Source organism: Desulfoferula mesophila, from assembly GCF_037076455.1.
Lineage (GTDB): Bacteria > Desulfobacterota > Desulfarculia > Desulfarculales > Desulfarculaceae > Desulfoferula > Desulfoferula mesophila.
The window spans coordinates 4461239-4479191 of sequence record NZ_AP028679.1 but is presented as its reverse complement, the minus strand read 5'-3'; the positions used below and the strand labels follow the sequence as shown (position 1 = coordinate 4479191).

General features: G+C 64.9%; 17 protein-coding genes. 10 read left to right on the top strand and 7 right to left on the bottom strand.

All coding sequences use genetic code 11. The annotated features are described in order from the left end of the window. The first annotated feature begins 265 nt into the window (after positions 1 to 265). The 8 genes from AACH32_RS20815 (at position 266) to AACH32_RS20780 (ending at position 10775) form a co-directional block, all read left to right on the top strand. Complete coding sequence (locus AACH32_RS20815; RefSeq protein WP_338603981.1) at positions 266 to 1024, top strand: AAA family ATPase; 759 nt, start codon at positions 266 to 268, stop codon at positions 1022 to 1024. 314 nt (positions 1025 to 1338) lie between these two features. After that, complete coding sequence (locus AACH32_RS20810) at positions 1339 to 2868, top strand: acetyl-CoA decarbonylase/synthase complex subunit delta (protein ID WP_338603978.1); 1530 nt, start codon at positions 1339 to 1341, stop codon at positions 2866 to 2868. 246 nt (positions 2869 to 3114) lie between these two features. Beyond that, positions 3115 to 5166 carry an anaerobic carbon-monoxide dehydrogenase catalytic subunit gene (cooS, locus tag AACH32_RS20805; protein ID WP_338603976.1) on the top strand — a complete coding sequence of 684 codons (2052 nt, stop codon included), beginning with the start codon at positions 3115 to 3117 and terminating at the stop codon, positions 5164 to 5166. Positions 5167 to 5196: 30 nt separating this feature from the next. After that, positions 5197 to 7443, top strand: coding sequence for an acetyl-CoA decarbonylase/synthase complex subunit alpha/beta (gene acsB / locus AACH32_RS20800; RefSeq protein ID WP_338603974.1), 2247 nt, complete (start codon positions 5197 to 5199; stop codon positions 7441 to 7443). A gap of 88 nt (positions 7444 to 7531) precedes the next feature. Next, positions 7532 to 8878, top strand: a complete 1347-nt coding sequence (acsC, locus tag AACH32_RS20795; protein WP_338603972.1) for an acetyl-CoA decarbonylase/synthase complex subunit gamma — start codon at positions 7532 to 7534, stop codon at positions 8876 to 8878. Positions 8879 to 8908: 30 nt separating this feature from the next. Continuing rightward, on the top strand, positions 8909 to 9853 hold the full coding sequence (locus AACH32_RS20790; RefSeq protein ID WP_338603970.1) for a dihydropteroate synthase: 945 nt from the start codon (positions 8909 to 8911) through the stop codon (positions 9851 to 9853). 83 nt (positions 9854 to 9936) lie between these two features. Continuing rightward, complete coding sequence (locus AACH32_RS20785) at positions 9937 to 10092, top strand: hypothetical protein (protein ID WP_338603967.1); 156 nt, start codon at positions 9937 to 9939, stop codon at positions 10090 to 10092. Positions 10093 to 10352: 260 nt separating this feature from the next. Continuing rightward, positions 10353 to 10775 carry a hypothetical protein gene (locus AACH32_RS20780; RefSeq protein WP_338603964.1) on the top strand — a complete coding sequence of 141 codons (423 nt, stop codon included), beginning with the start codon at positions 10353 to 10355 and terminating at the stop codon, positions 10773 to 10775. A 149-nt stretch (positions 10776 to 10924) separates the two neighbouring features. On the opposite strand, the gene AACH32_RS20775 is transcribed toward AACH32_RS20780, so the two are convergent. The 3 genes from AACH32_RS20775 to AACH32_RS20765 all read right to left on the bottom strand — a co-directional run bounded on the left by AACH32_RS20775 (position 10925) and on the right by AACH32_RS20765 (position 11965). Continuing rightward, positions 10925 to 11107: a hypothetical protein gene (locus tag AACH32_RS20775; RefSeq protein ID WP_338603962.1), complete on the bottom strand. Its 183-nt coding sequence runs from the start codon at positions 11105 to 11107 to the stop codon at positions 10925 to 10927. A gap of 110 nt (positions 11108 to 11217) precedes the next feature. Next, positions 11218 to 11547 (bottom strand): DUF5320 domain-containing protein, encoded by a 330-nt coding sequence (locus tag AACH32_RS20770; RefSeq protein WP_338603959.1) that lies wholly within the window; start codon positions 11545 to 11547, stop codon positions 11218 to 11220. Between the two features lie 25 nt (positions 11548 to 11572). Next, complete coding sequence (locus AACH32_RS20765; RefSeq protein WP_338603957.1) at positions 11573 to 11965, bottom strand: DUF134 domain-containing protein; 393 nt, start codon at positions 11963 to 11965, stop codon at positions 11573 to 11575. A 255-nt stretch (positions 11966 to 12220) separates the two neighbouring features. Between AACH32_RS20765 and AACH32_RS20760 the strand changes: the two genes are divergently transcribed. Further along, complete coding sequence (locus AACH32_RS20760) at positions 12221 to 12964, top strand: complement resistance protein TraT (protein ID WP_338603954.1); 744 nt, start codon at positions 12221 to 12223, stop codon at positions 12962 to 12964. A gap of 161 nt (positions 12965 to 13125) precedes the next feature. Beyond that, positions 13126 to 13506 carry an STAS/SEC14 domain-containing protein gene (locus AACH32_RS20755; protein WP_338603951.1) on the top strand — a complete coding sequence of 127 codons (381 nt, stop codon included), beginning with the start codon at positions 13126 to 13128 and terminating at the stop codon, positions 13504 to 13506. A gap of 30 nt (positions 13507 to 13536) precedes the next feature. On the opposite strand, the gene AACH32_RS20750 is transcribed toward AACH32_RS20755, so the two are convergent. The 4 genes from AACH32_RS20750 to holB are packed head-to-tail and all read right to left on the bottom strand — an operon-like array spanning position 13537 to position 17950. Continuing rightward, the gene (locus tag AACH32_RS20750) at positions 13537 to 13971 is read right to left on the bottom strand and encodes a DUF4019 domain-containing protein (protein WP_338603948.1); all 435 of its coding nucleotides are present in this window, start codon (positions 13969 to 13971) and stop codon (positions 13537 to 13539) included. Positions 13972 to 13993: 22 nt separating this feature from the next. Further along, positions 13994 to 15958 (bottom strand): methionine--tRNA ligase, encoded by a 1965-nt coding sequence (metG, locus tag AACH32_RS20745; RefSeq protein WP_338603945.1) that lies wholly within the window; start codon positions 15956 to 15958, stop codon positions 13994 to 13996. Further along, the gene (locus tag AACH32_RS20740; protein WP_338603943.1) at positions 15955 to 16962 is read right to left on the bottom strand and encodes a PSP1 domain-containing protein; all 1008 of its coding nucleotides are present in this window, start codon (positions 16960 to 16962) and stop codon (positions 15955 to 15957) included. Before AACH32_RS20740 ends, metG begins: the two co-directional genes overlap by 4 nt. After that, positions 16955 to 17950: a DNA polymerase III subunit delta' gene (gene holB, locus AACH32_RS20735; protein WP_338603940.1), complete on the bottom strand. Its 996-nt coding sequence runs from the start codon at positions 17948 to 17950 to the stop codon at positions 16955 to 16957. Before holB ends, AACH32_RS20740 begins: the two co-directional genes overlap by 8 nt. Between the last annotated feature and the right edge of the window lie 3 nt (positions 17951 to 17953).

Here is a 17953-nt window from a genome sequence, read left to right as displayed (position 1 = left end):
TCATATAAGTTTAATAATGTTAAAGTGTTAGGAGGGTGAGCGGACCCAGCTTCGCACCCCCTGACGCCTTTCGGTCGCCCAACTCGCCGAGTTGCTGATTTTCTATGCTGAGACCCTATCATAATGACAACCACCCCCTGGGCGCAACCACAAATATTCACAGGTTGCCGGGCTGTTAGGTGAAATGCCTTGACAGTCTGTGGTGTTTAGCATAGCTTTTAATTTCACAACTCATTACTAATAGCTAATTTCGGGAGTAATTGCCTTGTCCTATGTTATTGCCGTGGCCGGCAAAGGCGGGGTGGGGAAAACCACCGTGGCCGGGATGATGGTGCGCTGGCTTGTGGAACACGACAAGACCCCCGTCTTGGCGGTTGATGCCGATTCCAACAGCAATTTCAACGAAGTGCTTGGTTTGGACCTGGACGGAACCCTTGGTCAGGCCCGCGAGGACATGAAAAAGGGCCAAAGCGAGGGCATGACCAAAAACTTGTTCATCGAGATGAGGGTGAACCAGTGCCTGGCCGAGGCCGAGGGCTTCGACCTCATCGCCATGGGCCGTCCCGAGGGGGCGGGCTGCTACTGCGCGGCCAACCACCTGCTCACCGAGTGCATGGACAACCTGGCCGACAACTACGGCTACCTGGTGGTGGACAACGAAGCGGGCATGGAGCACATCAGCCGGGTCACCACCCAGCACGTGGACTTGTTGCTGGTGGTCAGCGACCCCAGCCGCCGCTCCCTGCAGGCCGCCCAGAGGGTCACCGAGCTGGCCCAGGAGATGAAGGTGCTCCGGGGCAAGGCCTACCTGGTGCTTTCCATGGTGCGCGGCGAGCCCAGCCCCGAGTTGTTGGCCACCGTCGAGGAGATGGGTCTGGAACTGGCCGGGGTGATTCCCGACGATCCCATGTTGGCCGAATACGATCTCAAAGGGTTGCCCACCAGCACCCTTCCCCTGGAAAGCCCGGCTAAGAGTGCGGCTTTTAAGGTTTTTGACAAAGTCATGGCCGAATCCGACGCCTAGACCGATCGCCCCATGAGGGGCGGTTCATGTGGTCTAGCCAGGGATTACAGGCAGTTATGCATTTTTTCTTGACACGTTTTTTTTATTGGCGTAGCGTGGGACGCGCTTCACATAGTATGCCGTTTGGCCTCGGCCAATTTTTTTAAGCAGGGCATTGTTCCACTGCTCACAAGGCGCTGTGCAAGACAGTGGTGACAATGAAACTTTTCCGTCAGTTTTCCCTGGGGGCCATGAAGGGCGCCCGTTGGGTTAAGTTTACTGATTCCTAACACTTGGGATGTGAACATCCCCTTGTTCAGTTGGAGGGAATTACTGTGGCCTTTGAAATTCCAACTATTAAATACGCCGGCGCAATCAAACAAGTAACGCTGGGCAAAGGGGACAAAGCCCTTAAGGTGGGCGGCGAAACCGCCTATCCCTTCCACTCCTGGGAAGGTAAGACCCCGTCTCGCCCCATCATCGCCATGGAGGTTTGGGACTTCGAGCCCACCGAGTGGCCCGAGGCGGCCAAGGCTCCCTTTGAGGGCGTGTTGGGCGATCCCGCGGCCTGGGCCAAAAAGAACGTGGAAGAGTACGGGGCCGACGCCATCGTGGTGCAGCTGAAATCCACCGACCCCAACGGCATGGACGCCTCCCCCGAGGCCGCCAGCGAGGCGGTGGGCAAGGTGCTGGGCGCGGTGGACGTGCCGGTCATCGTCTGGGGCAGCGCCAACCCGGCCAAGGACGCCGAGGTGCTCAAGAAGATCGCCGAGGACTACGCGGGCAAAAACCTGCTGTTGGGCCCGGTGGACGAGGACAACCACAAGCAGATCGGCGCGGCCGCCCTGGCCTATGACCAGTCACTGATCTCCTCCAGCCCCATCGACGTGAACCTGGCCAAGCAGCTCAACATTCTCTTGGGCAACCTGGGCGTCTCCCTGGACCGCCTGGTCATCGACCCCACCACCGGCGGGCTGGGCTACGGCATGGAGTACAGCTACTCGGTGATGGAACGCATCCGGGCCGCCGCCCTGGTGCAGGACGACGACAAGCTGGTGCTGCCCATGATCAACAACGTGGGCAACGAGGTCTGGAAGTGCAAGGAAGCCAACCAGACCAACGAGGACGCCCCCGAGCTGGGCGACGCCATGAAGCGCGGCGTGTACATGGAAACCGCCGCCGCGGTCAGCTACCTGCTGGCCGGCAGCGACGTGCTGCTCATCCGTCACCCCGAGACGGTCAAGCAGATCAAGGCCTTCATCAGCGCGATCATGGCTGATCGCGCCCCGGCCGCCGAAAAGGCCGCCGTGGACCGTCCCAAGGCCGCCGCCCTGGCCGGCGCCAAGCCCAAGGCCGCGCCCAAGCCCGCCGCCGCCGCGCCCAAGCCCGCTGCCGCCGCGCCCAAGCCCGCTGCCGCCGCGCCCAAGCTGGCCGCGGTTCCCGAGCCCGAGGCCGCTCCGGCCGCCGCCGCTCCCGCGGCAGACCCCGAGGCCGAAGCCAAGGCCAAGGCCGCCGCCGAAGCCAAGGCCGCCGCTGACGCCGAGGCCAAGAAGAAGGCCGATGCCGAGGCCGCCGCCAAGGCCGCCGCTGACGCCGAGGAGGCCAAGAAGAAGGCCGTGGCCGACGCCGAAGCCGCCCGCCAGGCCGAAAAGGACAAGGAGCGGGCCGAGCTGGACGCTCTCAGGGCCAAGCGGCGCGAAGAGCGCATGGCCCATCTTCGCGAGGAGCACGAGGCCCCAGAGGGCGAAGAAGGCGTGGAATACGGCGAGCCCCGTCCGGCGGGGGTGGCCGGACCGGACGCGGTGTTCGTTCTCAAGTCCCTCAGCCGCTGGCGCCTGCGCGGCGACGGCGTGATGCGCAAATAAAGGGACCTGGCCCGCCCCCTCCGGGGTGGCGGGCCGGCCCCCGTATATAGGAGGAGGCGAGGCGCCCCTTCCGGTTGAGCCCCAAAAAGGCCAAAAAAACCGGAGAGGCAAGGCCCCGAGGGGGGCAAAGGGAATAAAAGATTTAACACGCCCCGGACTTGCAAGTTTGGAGCGTAGACCAGTCAACGAAGTTTATAGGAGAGGGGAACCGCCAACCCCCAATTTAAAGAAGAGGAGGAACCTCTGATGTCGGCAGACGAGATCAAGGTGACGGCCGCGTCCAAGAAGGAAAAGAAGGCCAATCCCAAGGAATCCAGCGTCGACCAGGCCACCATTCAAATGCTGGCCAAGGCCCAGGCCGATAACGTCGAAACGATTTTCGACCGGGCCCTAACTATGAAACCCTGCAACATCGGCGAGCAAGGAACCTGCTGCAAAACCTGCTCCCAGGGTCCCTGCCGCCTGCCTTTGCCCAAAAAGGGCATCGAGGGCGTCGACACCCGCAAGGGCCTGTGCGGCGCCACTCCCGAAACCATTGCCGCCCGTAACTTCGCCCGCATGGTAGCCGCCGGCGCCGCCGCCCACAGCGACCACGGTCGCGGCGTGGCCGAGGTGTTCCTGGCCGCCGCCCGCAAGGAAACCGAAGACTACGGCATCCAGGATGTGGAAAAGCTCCTGGAAGTCGCCGTGGACTTCGAGGTTCCCACCACCGTGATGGTGGAAAACGAGGCCGGCGAAAAGGTCGAGCAAGAGCGCGACATCTACAAGATCGCCGAGGAAGTGGGCGTCAAGGCCCTGGGCGAGTGGGGCAAGCAGGAAGGCGAGATCTACTACGCCAAGCGCGCTCCCGAAGCCCGCTACGAGCTGTGGAAAGAGCTGGACGTGGTGCCCCGGGGCATCGACCGCGAGATCGTGGAGATCATGCACCGCACCCACATGGGCGTGGACCAGGACTACCACAACATCGTCAAGCAGTGCTCCCGCGCCGCCCTGGGCGATGGCTGGGCCGGTTCCATGATCGCCACCGACCTGCAGGACATCATGTTCGGCACCCCCTACCCCATCCAGGGCGAGATCAACCTGGGCGTGTTGAAGGCCGACGAGGTCAACATCATCGTGCACGGCCACGAGCCTCTCTTGAGCGAGATGATCGTGGTGGCCTCCCAGGATCCGGAGATGCTGGCCTACGCCAAGACCAAGGGCGCCCACGGCATCACCCTGGCCGGCATGTGCTGCACCGCCAACGAGATCCTGGTGCGCCACGGCCTGCCCATCGCGGGTAACTACCTGCAGCAGGAGCTGGCCATCGTCACCGGTGCGGTGGACGCCATGGTGGTGGACGTACAGTGCATCATGGAAAACATCGCCAACGTGGCCGACTGCTACCACACCAAGGTCATCACCACCAACCCCAGGGCCATGATGGAGTCCGGGCATACCGTGCACATCGAGTTCGACGAGCACCACGCCCTGGAAGACGCCAAGCGGATCGTCAAGGAAGCCATCGACAACTTCCCCAACCGGCGCGCCGAGCCCCTGATTCCCAACGTCAAGGAAAAGATGGTGGTGGGTTTCAGCCAGGAGGCCATCAAGTACCACCTGGGCGGCACCTTCCGCGGCTCCTACGTTCCCTTGAACGACAACATCATCAACGGTCGCATCCGGGGCATCGGTGGCGTGGTTGGCTGCAACAACGCCCGCACCTGCCACGACTCGGCTCACCTGACCATCGTCAAGGAGCTCCTGAAGAACGACGTAATCGTGCTGACCACCGGCTGTAACGCCATGGCTTGCGGCAAGGCCGGCCTGCTGACCCCCGAGTCGGCGGCGGTCTACTGCGGTCCAGGCCTGGCCGAGGTCTGCGAGACGGTGGGCATCCCGCCCGTGCTGCACATGGGCTCTTGCGTGGACAACAGCCGCATCCTGATGGCCGCCACCCAGGTGGTCAAGGCCGGCGGCCTGGGCAAGGACATCAGCGACCTGCCCGCGGCCGGTTCCGCCCCCGAGTGGATGAGCGAGAAGGCCATCAGCATCGGTCACTACTTCGTGGCCAGCGGCGTGTACACCATCTTCGGCGTGGGCCTGCCGGTCACCGGCGCGCCGCGCCTCCAGAAGCACCTGTTCGAGGAGTTGGAAGACATCTACGGCGGCATGTGGGACCTGGAAGTGGATCCCTACGAGCACGCCAAGAAGATGATCGCCCATATCGACAAAAAGCGCGCGGCTCTGGGCCTGGACAAGAAGAAGGAGCGCGTGCTTATGGACATGGCCGACCGGCAGAAGCTGGACGCGGCGTAGGCCCGCTAGGGAGAAAGGGGACCATAAGAAATGTCCAAACTAGTCGCGTTTGCCGCCATCCAGGGCGCATACAATATCGTGAACAAGGTGGAGGGCCTGTACAACCGCGCGGTGGAGCAGTACGGACCCGAGCAAAAGCTCGAGTTCCCCAACACCGGTTACTTCCTTCCCATCATTTATTCCCTGTTGGGCATCCCGGTGACCGACTTGGCCAGCGCCAAGCGGCCCCTGGAAGTCGCCCGTGAGTTGCTGCCTGCCCACGTGCAGCGGGCCACTCACCTGCCTTACCTGGGCCCATTGCTCGATGCGGGCATGGCGGCCCTGTTCGCCGAGGAAATCGCCGAAGCCATCCGCTACGTGGACGACCCCGACTTCTACCTGCACTCCGAGGAGTGCGAGGTGGTCAAGGGCGCCGACGGCAAGGTGGATTGGTCCAAGAGCAAAGTATGGTTGGGCGCGGCCGACGACGTGGTCATGCGTAAACGTGGCGTGGAGTTCGTGGACGGTTCCGCTCCGGGCTTCGCGGCCATCGTGGGCGCGGCTCCCAACAAGGACCTGGCCAAGGAGATCGCCGAGGAGTATCAGCGGCGCAACCTCTACGTGTTCATGGCCGCCAACCAAAACGGCACCACCTTCACCGAGCAGCTCATCGAGGCCGACGTGCAGGTCGGGTGGAACACCCGCCTGGTGCCCTTCGGTCCCGACATCAGCGCCGCGGTCTTCGCCCTGGGCTTCGCCAACCGTGCGGCCATGGCCTTCGGCGGCGTGAAACCCGGCGACTACCGCCGCATCCTGCAGTACAACAAGGACCGCGTGTTCGCCTTTGTCAATGCGTTGGGCGAGGTTAACGCCGAGTGGGCCGCCAACGCGGCCGGCTGCGTGAACTGGGGCTTCCCCACCATCGCCGACACCGACATTCCCGAGATCCTGCCCACCGGCGTGTGCACCTACGAGCACGTGGTGGCCAACGTGGGACCCCACGAGATGGTGCAGAAGTCGGTGGAGGTTCGCGGCCTGAAGACCGTCATCACCAAGGTGGACATCCCGCTCAGCTACGGCGCGGCCTTCGAAGGTGAGCGCATCCGCAAGGACGACCTGTTCGTGGAGTTCGGTGGCGGCAAGACCCAGATGACCGAGCTGGTGGAAATGGCGGAGATGGACGAGATCGAAGACGGCAAGATCACCGTCATCGGCAAGGACCTCACCGACCTGGGCGACAAGGGCGGCCGCATGCCCATGGGCATCTACGTGAAGGTGGCCGGGCGCAAGATGCAGGCCGACTTCGAGCCCATCCTGGAGCGCCAGATCCACCACCTGATCAACTACGCCCAGGGCGTCATGCACATCGGCCAGCGCGACATCTCCTGGGTGCGCCTGGGCAAGCCCGCGGTGGAGAAGGGCTTCGCCCTGAAGCACTTCGGCCAGATCCTGCACGACATGTTCCACAAGGACTTCGGCAGCATCCTGGACAAGGTCGAGGTGACCATCTACACCGAAGAGAAGGACGTGGAGGAGTTCACCAAGAAGGCGCGCGCGGCCTACAAGTCTCGCGACGAGCGCGTGGAGAACATGACCGACGAGGGCGTGGAGACCTACTACTCCTGCACCCTGTGCCAGTCCTTCGCCCCCACCCACGTCTGCGTGGTCAGCCCCGAGCGTACCGGCCTGTGCGGCGCTTACAACTGGTTCGACTGCAAGGCTTCCTACGAGATCAACCCCACCGGCCCCAACCAGCCCATCGAGAAGGGCGAATGCCTTGACCCGGTCATGGGCAACTGGAAGGGCGTCAACGACTTCGTGTCCAAGGCCTCGCGCGGGGCGGTGGAAAGCTACAACTTCTACAGCCTGATCAACGAGCCCATGACCACCTGCGGTTGCTGCGAGTGCATCGCCGCGGTGCTGCCCACCTGCAACGGCGTGATGACCGTTCACCGCGACTACACCGGGGAAACCCCCTGCGGCATGAAGTTCACCACCCTGGCGGGCGTCATGGGCGGCGGCCAGAGCTCGCCGGGCTTCGTGGGCCACTCCAAGTACAACGTCATCCAGCGCAAGTACATCGTCGGCGACGGCGGCCTGCTGCGCATGGTGTGGATGCCCAAGAGCCTCAAGGAAGAGCTGGCCGAGGGTCTCAAGCGCCGCGGCGAAGAGATGGGCGTGCCGGACCTGTTCGACAAGATCGCCGACGAGACCGTGGGCATCGATGAGGCCACCGTGCTGGAGTTCCTGCAAAAGGTGGGGCACCCCGCCATGAACATGGACCCCATCACCGGCTAATAAACAAACCAAGCACGTTTGGGGCCCCCGCGGGGGCCCCAAACGAAACTTGCATGATACAAGCGGGTTCCTCGGAGAGGAGTGGACCATGGCCCTGACCGGAATTCAGATTTTCAAACTTCTGCCCAAAACCAACTGTGGTGAGTGCGGGGTGCCCACTTGCTTGGCTTTTGCCATGAACCTGGCGGCCGGCAAAGCGGAGTTGGACTCCTGCCCCTACGTGTCCGATGAAGCGCGCGAGCAACTGGCCGAGGCCAGCGCTCCCCCCATCCGGCCTCTCACCGTGGGCAGCGGAGACACCGCGGTCAAGATCGGCGGCGAAACCGTCTTGTTCCGTCACGAAAAAACTTTTTTCAATCCTCCGGGGATCGCCGGGCGCATCAAGGACACCGACGAGGGAATCGCGGACAAGGCCAAGAAGTGGGCCGAGTTCCAGTATGAGCGCGTCGGCCTGAACCTGCGCCCCGAGCTGGTGTTCCTGGAGTGCGCCAGCGGCGACGCCGCCAAGTTCGAAGCCGCCGCCAAGGCGGTGGTGGACAACAGCGACCTGTCGCTGGTGTTGGCCTGCGAAGACCCCGAGGTCATGGCCCCGGTGGCCAAGGCCATGAAGGACAAGAAACCCCTGGTCTACGCGGCCACCAACGCCAACGCCGACAAGATGAGCGCCATCGCCGGCGAGCTGGGGCTGCCCCTGGCCATCAAGGCGGCGGACATCGACGAGGCCATCGCCCTGAGCGACGAGCTCACCGAGGCCGGCCACAAGGATCTGGTGATCGACAGCGGCGCCCGCGACATCGCCGGCCTGTTCCAGGATCAGGTGGCCATCCGCCGCTCGGCCCTGCAGCAGCAGAACCGCTCCCTGGGCTTCCCCACCATCTGCTTCGCCGACGCCCTGGGCACCGACATGGGCGAGCAAGTGGCGGCCGCGGCCATGCTGATCGCCAAATACGCGGGCATCGTGGTCCTGGACGACATGACCGCCGAGGCGGTGTTCCCGCTGCTTCTGGAGCGCCTGAACATCTACACCGACCCGCAGCGCCCCATGACCCAGAACGAGGGCATCTACGAGATCGGCGGCCCCAGCCCCGACAGTCCTCTGCTCATCACCACCAACTTCTCGCTGACCTACTTCATCGTCAGCGGCGAAATCGAGTCTTCCCGGGTGCCTTCCTGGCTGTTGATCAAGGACACCGAGGGGCTCAGCGTCATGACCGCGTGGGCGGCCGGCAAGTTCTCCGGCGACGACGTGGGCATGTTCGTCAAGAAGATCGGCATAGAAGAGAAGATCAATCACAAATCCCTGGTGATCCCCGGCTACGCCGCGGCCATCGCCGGTGACGTGGAGGAGGAGCTGCCCGGTTGGAACATCCAGGTGGGCCCCCGCGAGGCAGCGCACTTGACCAAGTTCCTCAAGGAATGGAGCCCTGGCAAATAGACGGGCTTCCCCCGAGCAGAGAGGGTTAACATGAAGACCATTGGCGAGAACCTAAACGTTATCAAAAAAGAGATCGGTCAGGCGTTCAAGGACCGCAATCCCGAGCCGATCCAGCGCTACGCCTTGGCCGAGAAGGCCGCCAAGGTGGACTACATCGACATCAACCTGGGCCCGGCACGCAAGGGCGGTCCCGAGCTGATGCAGTGGGTGGTGCAGACGGTGCAGGAGGTGGTGCCCGACATCCCTCTGGCCCTGGACACCAGCAACATCGAAGCCATCGAGGCCGGCCTGGAGGTGCACAAGGGCACCGCGTTGGTCAACTCGGTAATGGCCCGTCCCGAGCGCTACTCCGTCATGTGGCCCATAGTGGCCAAGTACAACGCCGAGGCGGTGGCTCTGCTCTGGGGACCGGAGGGACTGCCCCGGGACGAGAACGAACGCGCCGCCCTGTGCGTGGAGCTGTGCTACGCGGCCAACGAGCTGGGCATCGAAAACGACAAGCTGTTCGTCGATCCCATCATCACCCCGGTGAACATCCAGCAAGAGCAGCTCATGAACGACCTTACGTTCATGATGATGCTGCAGGACATCTGCCCCGGCGCCAAGAGCACCAACGGCCTGTCCAACATCTCTAACGGCACCCCGTGGCGTGAGCCGCTCAACCAGATCTACATGATCATGTTGGAGCGGGCGGGCATGTACAGCTCCATCGTGGACTACGAGGACAAGCTGATCATGCAGATCGCCCAGGGTCACCACCAGAATCTGGTGGAGATCGTACACAAGGTCCAGGACGGCGAAATCAGCGACCCCGGCGACGTGGAGCCCGGCATCGGCCGCACCTACGTGGCGGGCGCCCTGGCCATCCTGGGTAATATCCTCTACTCCGACTCCTGGTTCCAGATCGACGGCGGAGCCACCGAGAAGGATATGGAGGAGTTCGCCGAGGCTTACGCCAAGGAGAACGGGCTGTAGGACCCAATCTCCGGCGGCCTTGGCCGTGTTGACGGCGCCGGGAGCGTCCCCATGGGGCGGCTCCGGCGCGGGAGAGGGTAATTATGAGTGAGCAAAAGGTGAAAGCCAAAGCTGCTAAGAAGCCCAAAGAGGAATACGGCGAGCCCCGCCCCCAGGGCGTGGCCGGCCCCGATGCTTCTTACGTGGAAAAATCCATAAACCGCTGGCGCCTGCGCGGCAGCGGCGTGCAATTCAAATAAACCACACCAGGCCGGCGCCAGCCGGCCGATGACGATCCCTCCAGGGGCTTCACGGCCCCTCCCTTCCAAGGGACCCGGGACCGGCGGACGGCAACCCCGTCCGCCGGTCATTTTTTGGGGGCTGGGTGGCGGCGGCGGGACGGCTCGCCAAATTTTGCGGGCCAAGCGGAGCCCGGATGGGTTAAGCTGGTACGGCGCGGCGTGGGCGGGGATACCGCGCCGAATTGGGTAGAAGTCACCAAAAAGGGTGGGGGAAAAGCATGCATGGGGTTGGCATTCCAGAGTTGCTGATAATCGTAGTATTGATGGTGGTGTTTTGTCTCCCCATGATCCTCTACCTCAGGACCCTGAGCCAGGTATTGCGGTTCGTGGACGCCCGCAACCGCACCATGGCGCCGGGCCTGGTGTGGCTCAACCTGATTCCGATTTTTAGTTTGGGCTGGCATTTCTACACGGTGTTCTCGCTGCGAAGCTCTCTGGAGGCCGAGTTCAGGGAAAAGCGCGAGGCTGACCCCGGACGGGCCGCCTTTGGGGTGGGCCTGGCCACCTGCATCCTGGCCGTCTGCTCGGTGATACCCTACGTGGGCGTGCTGTGTATATTGGCCTCCCTGGTTTGCTGGATCATCTATTGGGTGAAAATGGCGGGCTATCGGAGGCGGTTGCTGGAGTTGGGCGGAGCCTAAGCCCCGGATACGGGCCAGCCGGCAATACCGGCGGACGGCGACCCCGTTCGCCGGTGGTTTTTTGCGCTACGGGGCCGGGTAGCTGAAACCGAAGCCCCCTTGAAACAGCGCCCCCAGGCCGTCCCTGACGGGGTGGCCCGGGGGGATAATCAGGGCTCGAGGTTCAAGCCGAGCCCCTTGGCGTGATCGGCTCCCGGCGCGCTAGGCGCCCCGGCCGCCCTGGTCTCGGCCTCGGCCGCCGCGTCCGCTTTGATCGCGTCCGCCGCGCCCGCCCTGGCCTTGGCCCTGAGCTTGACCTTGACCGCGCCCGTTTTTGCGGTTCTTGCCGGCACCGCAGGGGCCCTTGCCCCGGCCGGTGCCGCTTCCGTTGCCGCGAGGTCCGGTTCCGTCTCTAAATGGCATGCTCTTCACCTCCCTTCCTCTGCGCTGAGGTTGCTGGTTGCTAATCGCTTTCGCGGCGAGCCAGGCGGGCCTCCACCTGGGCCAGGCGTTGGCGCAGCTCCTGGGCCTCGGCTTGCAGGTCCTGCACGCTGGGCCCCATGGCCGCCGGGGCGTAGTCGGCCGGATAGCCCGCCGCGTAGCCTTGGCCTTGGCCCATGCCCCGGCCGCCGCGTCCTCGGGCCCGGCCGCCGCCGCAGGGGCCCATGCCCCGTCCCTGGCCCTGGGCCACGGGGGCGCCCCAGGCCGGAGCCGCGTATCCGGCGCAACGGCCTCTGCCGCCGCCGGTCATGGAACCTTGTCCGTTCGGTCCTCTTCCATTGAATCCAGGCATATTTCTTCTCCTTATCGCTTTTGGTTTATTGGGGGATGGGGCCGCCGCCTTGGCGGCCGCCACCGCGTCCTCGGCCCATGCCGCGTCCCCGGCCGCCCATGCCGCGTCCCCGGCCGCGGCCCGGATCGCCGGGCACCAACTCGTAGTCGCCGCCGGACACCACCAGTTCCAGGCCGCCGTTCAGGGCGCGGGCCACCTCGGACCGGGCCGCGGCCAAAACCCGCCCAAAGGTCTGGCGGCTGACTCCCATGAGCTCGGCCGCCGCCTCCTGGTCCAGACCCTCCACCTCGGCCAGGCGAAGGGCCTCCAGGCCCTCCAGGGGCAACACCACCTGCCCGGCGGGCGGCCGGTCGTAAGGGCCGAAACGGCGGGCCGGGGGATCGGCGTATATGCGGCGGCAGCGGCGGGGGCGGGGCATGGGTTCCTCCTGTGAGTTATGAGCCTGTGCCCATAATCTAAGGCGGAGCCCGGCCCGTGTCAAGAATTATTATGAGCGCTAGCCCAAAATAAAAAGTCCGTGGCCTAGCCCCTTTTCATTAGGGCCAGCGTGAGCCATAATTAGGGCCACTCAAAAAGCCTGGGGCCCTGACCCTGGATTTAACGGCAAGCGAGGTCCGCCGCGGAGGCAAGGGAGAGTTTTTCCCGCGCCGTCCAATCTTTTGGAGGAATGAAGATGTTGAATAAATCGCGACGCCTGGCGACCATGGCCGTCTGCCTGGGAATCGTGGCCCTTTTGGCGGGCTGTGCCGCCACCTACACCGGCATTCGCTATGCCGATCTGAAGGTGGAAAACAAGATGAGCGCCTCCATCTTCCTGGACCCGGTGCCCCCGGCCCAGCGTACCGTGTATATCCAGGTGCGCAACACCACCGACAAGCAGTTTGACATGCAAGCCGACGTGGTGGCCGCGGTGCAGGCCAAGGGCTTCCGGGTAGTGGACGACCCCAACCAGGCCCATTACTGGCTGCAGGCCAACATCCTCTCCGTGGGGCTCAACGACCAATCGGCCCTGGAAAAATCGGAGCTGGCCGGCTTTGGCGGGCCCATAGCGGGCGCGGCCGCCGGGGCGGTGATCGCCGGCAGCAGCAACGCCGCCGCGGGCGCGGCCATCGGCGCGGTGGCCGGCGGCGCGGCCGAGCTGATCACCGGGGCCATGGTCAAGGTGAACACCTACGCGGTGATCACCGATTTGCAGATCTCCGAGCGTAGCGGGGCGGCCATCTCCCAAAACTTCAACAGCAACCTGCAGCAGGGCACCGGCCAGACCACGGTCAGCCAGCAGTCCTCCAGCACGGCCGGCATGAAGAAGTATCAGACCCGCATCATCTCCACCGCCCGCCAGACCAACCTGGAGTGGCCCGAGGCCTACCCGGCCCTGCGCCAGGGCATCGCCCAGTCCATCGCCGGCATCATGTAGCCCGGCGCCCACGCCGGCCGATACGCCCCCGGCCCCCAGGGCCGGGGGCTTTTTTTGGCCGTCGCCGGGTTAAGTTTCGGAGGCGATCCTGTTCTCCGGAACGGTTTCAGGCTAGAATTTGTTCTCAGGGTTCCAGCAAGCCGCTGGCGGGGAGGTAGCCGATGTTCGAGGTCATGCCGGAAAGCGGGGGTCGCGTCCTGGCCGTAAGGCTCTTGCAGGCCTATTCCAAGAAAGACGTCCTGGCCTTCGAGAAGCTTCTGGAGGAGTGGATCGACCGGGTGGGCGGTCAGCTAGACATGCTGGTGAAGCTGGACGGCCTGAACCTGCGCCGGGTTCCGGTGGAGAATTATATCGAGGATTGCCGCCGCACCCTGGCCCACCGCGAGAGCCTGCGGCGCATCGCGGTGGTGGGCGACAGCGATTTCGCCCGCAGCCTGGTGAGCCTGGACAACCTGATCATGGCCAACGCCGCGCACGGCATAACCGAGCGCTACTTCGACGTGGCGCAGCTGGAAGAGGCCTGGAGCTTTCTGCGGGCCTGAGCCCCCCGCGCCCGCCTACGCCGCCGCGCCCTACTTCAGGTAATAGCCCGCCACCCGCCATTGGCCGCCCGACTTCTTGATGAGCGCCACCTGCTCCAGAAGATCGGGTTGTTTGGCGAAGCGGGGCTTATAGACCAAGAGGTAGTACTGGCCCTTGGGCGCGCCGGGCAAATCCTGGGCCGGGCGGCCGTGCAGGAATTGGTGCTCCTGGGCCGGGCCTGTCTTGGCGGCCAGCGCGCTCATGGTCTGCCGCCACTTTTCCAGGGTGAGGGCCCGTTGCAGCAAGGGGGCGGCATCATAATAGGCGGAGTCGTAATCGCCCCGGTCCAAAAGCTCCAGCCAGCGCAGGGCCGTTTCCCGGGCCCGTTCGCCTTCGGTGTCTCCGGCCGCGCCTGCCGCGCCGGCCAGGCCCAGCAGGGCCGTTAGCATCAGCAGGCAGGCGGCAAGTTTTTTACAGGCGCGCATGAGTTCTCCTTCGATCCATTGGCTAGCGCACCGGGCTGCCCGGCGGGGTGGGCTTGCGGGGCGAAACCACGCACAGGCCGTCCGTCCCCACCGCGGCCAGGACCATGCCCTGGCTGGTGATGCCCCTGAGCTTGGCCGGCTTGAGGTTGGCCACGATCACCACCTGCAATCCTACCAGTTCCTCGGGGGCGTAGTGCTGGGCCACCCCGGCCACCACGGTGCGGGGCTCCTCCTCGCCCGCGTCCAGGGTCAGCTTGAGAATCTTGTCCGCCTTGGGGATGCGCTCGGCCATGAGCACCGTGGCCACCTTGAGCTTCACCTGGCCGAACTGCTCGATGCTTATCTGCTCGGTCTCCTCGGCGGGCTTGGGCGGCTCGGGCTTGGTCTCGGCCTTTTGCTCGGCCTTGGCCGCCTTGGCCTGCACCTTCTTGGTATCGATGCGCGGGAACAGGGCGGGCGGCTGGTGGGTCTGGGTGCCCGGGGTGAGCAGGTCGCCCTCCTGGCGCATGCTGAGCAGCATGCCCGCCTCCACCCGGCCCAGGCCCAACACACCGGCCATCTTCTCGGCGGTCAGCGGCATCACCGGGCGGATCATCACCGCCACTTTGGCCAACAGCTGACACAAATCGTGCAGCACCCGGTCCAGGCGGGGGGCCAGCTCCGGGTCCTTGGCCAGGGCCCAGGGCTCGCTGACCACCACGTATTTGTTGGCCGCGCCGATGAGGCTCCACACGGAGGCCAGGGCCTTGTGGAAGGCGAAGCGCTGGTTTTCCCGCCAATATTCATCGAGCACCGCCTCGCCCAGCTTGGCCAGCTCGGCGTCCTCGGGCTGCTCGGGGCCGGGCCGGGGCACCACCCCCTCGCGGTACTTGTGCAGCATGTTCAGCACGCGGGAGAACAGGTTGCCCAGGTCGTTGGCCAAATCGGAATTGTAGCGCTCCACCAGGGCCTGCTCGCTGAAGCTGGAGTCCAGGCCGAAGGACATGTCGCGCAGCAGGAAATAGCGGAAGGCCTCCACCCCGTAGATCTCGGCCAGCTCCAGGGGGCGCACCACGTTGCCCAGGCTCTTGGACATCTTGGCCTGTTCCACGTTCCAATAGCCGTGCACGTTCAGGTGCTGGTACAGGTAGTCCTGGGCCGGGCGCCCCTCGGCCCGGGCCAGAGCCATGAGCATGGTGGGCCAGAAGATGGCGTGGGGTTTGAGGATGTCCTTGGCGATGAGGTGCTGGGCCCCGGGCCAGAACTTGGCCAGGTTGTCGCCCTCGGGCCAGCCCAGGCCGGTGAGGTAGTTGATGAGCGCGTCGAACCACACGTAGGTGACGTATTCGGGGTCAAAGGGCAGGTCGATGCCCCAGGTTAGGCGGCTCTTGGGGCGGCTGATGCACAGATCCTCCAGCCCCTGCTCCAGCATGGAGAGCACTTCGTTCTTGTAGCGCTCGGGCCTTATGAAATCCGGGTTGGCCTCGATGTGGGCCTTGAGCTGCTCGGTGTAGTTGCTCATGCGGAAGAAGTAGTTTTCCTCTTCCTGATACACCGGCACCGTGCCGTGGTCCGGGCATTTGCCGTCCACCAGCTCGTGCTCGGTGAGAAAGCGCTCGCAACCCACGCAGTAATGACCGCCGTACTTGGCGAAGTAGATGTCGCCCGCGTCGTAGACCTTTTGCAGGATGCTGGTGACCACCTTCTTGTGGTCCGGGTCGGTGGTGCGGATGAACTTGTCGTTGGATATGTGCAGCTCGGGCCACAGATGGCGGAACTTGCCGCTGATCTGGTCGGCGTACTGCTGCGGGGTCACCCCCTGCTTGGCGGCGGCCTGGGCGATCTTGTCGCCGTGCTCGTCGGTGCCGGTCTGGAAGCGCACCTCGTCCCCGGCCAGGCGGTGAAAGCGCGAGGCCACGTCGGCCACGATGGTGGTGTAGGCGTGGCCCAGGTGGGGCTCCGCGTTCACGTAGTAAATGGGGGTGGTTATGTAAAACGGTTGGCTCATGACTTTTCGGGTCCCTTTTTACCCCGGCGGCGCGGTCGCCGCCGGCGGGAAGAGGCGGGTTTGCCGCCCTTGGCCTCGGGGTTGTCTTTTTGCGGCGAATCGTTTTTCTTGGGGCCGGAAGCCTCCGGCTTGCCTTGGTTGTTACCGTTTTGCTTGGCCACAGCGGCGCCCTGACCCTCGGGCTCGGTCAACATCTGGGCCAGCTCCTCGGGGTCCACGGTCACCTCGCCCTCGCCGGGGACATAGAGGGTGACCCGTTTTTCCAGGACGTTCTGGCGGATCACCTTGGCTTCGCGGCCGTCGGCCAGAACCAGGCGCTTGCCCAGCTTGGGCAGGTCCTTCTTGAGCGAGCGGTAGGTCTCGAACTCGTAGGTGAGGCAACACATCAGGCGGCCGCAGAGCCCGCTGATCTTGGTGGGGTTCAGCGAGAGGTTCTGCTCCTTGGCCATCTTCACGCTCACCGGCTCGAAGTCCTTGAGGAAGGTGGCGCAGCAGATCTCCCGGCCGCAGGAGCCCAGTCCGCCCAGGAGCTTGGCCTCGTGGCGCACTCCGATCTGGCGCATCTCCACCCTGGTGCGCAGGCGTCCCACCATGTCGCGCACCAGCTCGCGGAAGTCCAGGCGTCCCTCGGCGGTGAAGAAAAAGATCATCTTGGAGCGGTCGAAAAGGCACTCCACCTTGACCAAGTTCATGTCCAGCTTGCGCGCGGCGATGCGCTCCTGGCAAAAGCGGTAGGCTTCCTTTTCCATCTCCGTGTTCTGGGCCTGATGCTCCAGGTCTTCCGGGGTGGCCAGGCGAAACACCTGCTTGAGCTGTGGCGCCTCGCCGTCCTCGGTCGACTGGGGCTCGGGAGCCGGCCGCGGCCCCCGGGTCACCTCGCCCAGGGCTTGGCCGTTTTCGGTGTCCACGATGACGAAATCGCCTGGCTTGAGCACGAACAGGCCGGCGTCGAAGTCATATATCTTGCTGCCGCGGGAAAAGCGGACTCCCACTACCTTAGGCATGCGTTGGGGCCTCCTTTAGCCCGGCCAAGAGCACCACCAGGGCCAGCTCCGGGGCCGCGTTGCCCAGGATTTGTCCCTGGGCGCGCCGCACCCGGGCAAAGGCCCGGCAAGCGCTCTCAATATCCAAAGACGCGGGGCGGCCGGGCAGCCAGGTCAGGCCGTCCCGCCCGGCGGCGCTCACCGCCGCGTCGCGAAAATACAGGGCCAGCAGGTCCAAAGCCTGGCTGATGCCCTCGCGGTCGATGCCCCCGCTGCCCCGGTGGGCCCCCACCAGCTCCTCGGCAAAGCCCCAGTCCTCCAGGGCCTGGCCCCCGGCGCCCAGCTGGTCGATGAGCCGCGCCAGGTCTCGGCGCAGGGCCTCGGTATCCATCTCCAGGGCCCGCCCCAGGCTGCCCCCGGCCAGGCCCGATTTCAGCCGGGCGTCGGTCTCGTCCTGGCCCCGGCGCACCAGCTCGGCGGCGATCTCCTCGGCCGTGAGCGGCAGGAAGTTCACCTTGCGGCAGCGGCTGACCAGGGTGGGCAACAGCTCCTTGGCGTCGCTCACCGTGAGCACCAGGATGTTGTTTGGCGGCGGCTCCTCCAGGGTCTTGAGCAGCGCGTTGGCGCTGGCCGGGTTGAGGTGCCCGGCCTGCTTGATCAGGATCAGGCGTTTGCCCCCGCCAAAGGGGGCGAACCCGGTGGCCCGGATGGCCTCGCGCACCGCCTCCACCTTGATCTGGCTGGAGCGGGCCTGGCTGGGCGGGGCCACCACCAAAAAGTCCTCGTGGGTTCCGGCGGCCAGGCGGTGGCAGGGCCCGCAATGGCCGCAGGGCCCCTCCGGGGTGGGCTCGGCGCAGTTCATGGCCGCGAACAGGGCCTGGGCGGTGGTGGCACGGCCCACGCCGCCGGGCCCCACGAACATGTAGGCGTGGGCCAGGCGCTGGGCCTCCAGCTCGCCTTGCAGTTGGGACAGCGCCCGGCGCTGGCCTATGACCCCGGTAAGCTTCATGAT